Here is a 3,063-nt window from a genome sequence, read left to right on the forward strand (position 1 = left end):
CGTGTTCGTCGGGTCGTAGATCCGGCCCGACACACAGACGTCGACCCCGCCGATGGCATCGGTGATCTGGATGACACCACCCCACGTGATCTTCGCCGCACCCTGGATCTGCATGCCGGTGAGAGAGGTGATTGTCTGCGCCACGCAGCCGAGGCCCGCCACCGAGTAGGTGGAGTTGAGCGGCTGCTTGCTCATCGCGGAGGTCTTCGTGCCGTCGTCACGGGTGCACGAGGGGATCGGAAGCATCAGGTCGCGCGGGAAGGAGATGACCGTGACCCGACGCGGGTTGTCGGAGATGTGCACGACGATGTCGACGTCGTTGTTGATCGATCCGTCATCGGCGCCGCTGCATCGGCCGGGGAACATCGCGGCGAAGTCGGGGAGGCACTCGTCGGTTCCGACGATCAGCAGGTTGTAGCCGCCCTGGATCGCACCGATGTCCGGCGGCACGCTGTCTTCGCCCGGGAGGGCGACCGCGTTGCTGACGTAGTCGGTCGTGAAGCTGTACACCGTGAAGCCGACGACGCCCACCACAGCGACCAGCACCGAGGCGACCGCGACCGCGAGGATCTTGAACAGCTGAGAGACGGGCCGCGGCGAGCGCAGCTGCCCGTGCCGGGCCACTGTGCGGCGGCGCGGCTGGGGAGTCGACGGTGTCACTCAGGTCCTCTCGGGGTCAGGGTCGGCCGGCGGCCGGTCCCTCGCTCCTCGGGCCGTTCGGGCAGCCGTCGGGATCTGCGGAGGGTGTGGGATTCGAACCCACGGGACATCTCTGCCCACTGGTTTTCAAGACCAGCTCCATCGGCCGCTCGGACAACCCTCCCGACACGTCCGCCGAAGCGGTCGAGTCGAACCGGCGACGAGTCTAGTCGACGAGGCTCGGCGGCAATTCTCGCAACGGAGCGCTGAGCGGCGCCTGAACGAAAGGTGCGTGTCGGCGATGAGTCGAACGGATGCCGCGGCTCACAGCGCGCGCAGCACCTGCGCGACCCCGCCGTCGGCGACCGATGCGGTCACCTCGCCGGCCGCCTCCCGCACCTCGTCGGGGCCTTGGCCCATCGCCACCGCGCGGCCACCGCCGGCGAGGGCCCAGGTGAACATGCCGATGTCGTTGCGGCCGTCGCCCATCACGAGCACCCGGTCGGAGGCGACATCCAGCCAGGCGCGCACCTTCTCGAGCGCGGTCGACTTGTCGACCCCCTTCGGGGCGATGTCGAGCCAGGCCGTCCAGCCGACGGCGTACGACACCTGGTTCAAGCCGATGCGGGCGACGAGGTCGATGAAGTCGTGCTCGGTCTGCTCGGGAGAGACGACGACCACGCGGGTGACCGGCTCGGCGGCGAGCTCGTCGAAGCCGACACGCAACGCCCGCTCGAGCTGCCAGTCGTCGAGGTAGTCGGTGAACAGGCGACGTCCATCGGCGAGTTCGACAAGGTAGTGCGCGTCGGGCAGGTGCGCCTTCAGAAGCGTGAGCACCTCGGTCGCGTCGAAGGTCTCCGCGTGGAAGCGCTCGTAGTCGCGACGGTCGCCGAGGCGCTTCATGATCATCGCCCCGTTCGAGCACACCACGTACTCGGGAAGGATCCGCAGGGCACGCACGATGCCGATCGTGCCCTCCCAACTGCGGCCCGTCGCGAGCATCACCCGGTGGCCGCGCGCCTGGGCGTCGGCGACCGCGTCGACGACGCCGGGACTCAGCGACTCGTCCTCGAGCAGCACCGTGCCGTCGATGTCGAGCACCACGAGGGCCCCCTCCGACACGGGGGCGCCGGGGGTGGCATCGGTCACGCGACCGGCTCCATGACCTCGAGCCCGCCGAGGTAGGGGCGCAGCACCTCGGGCACCGTGACCGAGCCGTCCGCGCGCTGGTGGGTCTCGAGCAGGGCGACGATCCAGCGGGTGGTCGCGAGCGTGCCGTTGAGGGTGGCCACGTGCTGCGCCTTCGCCGGCGCGCCCGACTCGACCGCCGGACGGTACCGGATGTCGAGGCGACGCGCCTGGTACGTCGTGCAGTTCGACGTGCTCGTCAGCTCGCGGTACGAGCCCTGCGTGGGCACCCACGCCTCGACGTCGTACTTGCGTGCGGCACTCGAGCCGAGGTCGCCCGCGGCGACGTCGATGACCCGGTAGGAGAGGCCGAGGTCCTGTAGCATCCCCTCCTGCAGGGCCACGAGGCGCAGATGCTCCTCCTCGGCGGCCTCGGGAGTCGTATAGACGAACATCTCGAGCTTGTTGAACTGGTGCACGCGGATGATGCCGCGGGTGTCCTTGCCGTACGAGCCCGCCTCGCTGCGGTAGCAGGTCGACCAGCCGGCGTAGCGCTTCGGCCCACGGTCGAGGTCGATGATCTCGCCCATGTGGTAACCGGCGAGCGGCACCTCGCTCGTGCCGACGAGATAGAGGTCCTGCTCGTCGAGGTGGTAGACCTCGGCGGAGTGCTTGCCGAGGAACCCGGTGCCGTGCATCACCTCGGGTCGCACGAGCGTCGGCGGGATGATCGGGGTGAATCCGGCCTGCAGCGCACGGTCGAGCGCGAGCGACATGATCGCGATCTCGAGACGCGCCCCGATGCCGGTGAGGAAGTAGAACCGGGCCCCGGAGACCTTGGCGCCCCGCTCCATGTCGATCGCGCCCAGCTTCTCACCGATCGCCAGGTGGTCGAGCGGTTCGAAATCGAATGTCGGTTCGCCACCGTGCGTGCGCAGGGTGACGAAGTCGTCCTCGCCGCCGGACGGCACCCCGTCGACCACGATGTTCTCGATGACCGCGAGAGCCTCGTCGGCGGACGCCTCGGCCTCCCCGACCGCGGCCTGCGCCTGCTTGACCTGTTCGCTGAGCGTCTTCGCCTCGGCGACGAGCGCCGCCTTCTCCTCCTTCGGAGCCTGGGCGACCTTCTTGCCGTGCGCGTTCTGCGCCGCGCGCAGCTCCTCGAACGTCGTGAGCGCCGCGCGCCGGGCGCGGTCCGCCGCGAGGGCGCGGTCGACGGTGTCGGGCGACTCACCGCGAGCCGTCTGGGAACGCTTGACCAGCTCGGGGTTGTCACGCAGAAGCGCCAGATCGATC

General features: G+C 69.4%; 3 protein-coding genes and 1 tRNA gene. All 4 read right to left on the bottom strand.

Going from position 1 to position 3,063, the window contains the following annotated elements; genetic code table 11:
- On the bottom strand, positions 1-660 hold a 660-nt coding region (locus ASG00_RS16665; protein ID WP_235559102.1), incomplete at its 3' end, for an LCP family protein.
- 78 nt (positions 661-738) lie between these two features.
- Positions 739-823: transfer RNA gene (locus tag ASG00_RS03135), tRNA-Ser, on the bottom strand.
- A 140-nt stretch (positions 824-963) separates the two neighbouring features.
- Positions 964-1,788: an HAD family hydrolase gene (locus ASG00_RS03140; protein ID WP_056206817.1), complete on the bottom strand. Its 825-nt coding sequence runs from the start codon at positions 1,786-1,788 to the stop codon at positions 964-966.
- Positions 1,785-3,062: a serine--tRNA ligase gene (gene serS, locus ASG00_RS03145; protein WP_156456189.1), complete on the bottom strand. Its 1,278-nt coding sequence runs from the start codon at positions 3,060-3,062 to the stop codon at positions 1,785-1,787. The genes ASG00_RS03140 and serS overlap by 4 nt, the downstream gene beginning before the upstream one ends.
- Between the last annotated feature and the right edge of the window lies 1 nt (position 3,063).

This window comes from Microbacterium sp. Leaf351, assembly GCF_001423825.1.
GTDB lineage: Bacteria > Actinomycetota > Actinomycetes > Actinomycetales > Microbacteriaceae > Microbacterium > Microbacterium ginsengisoli.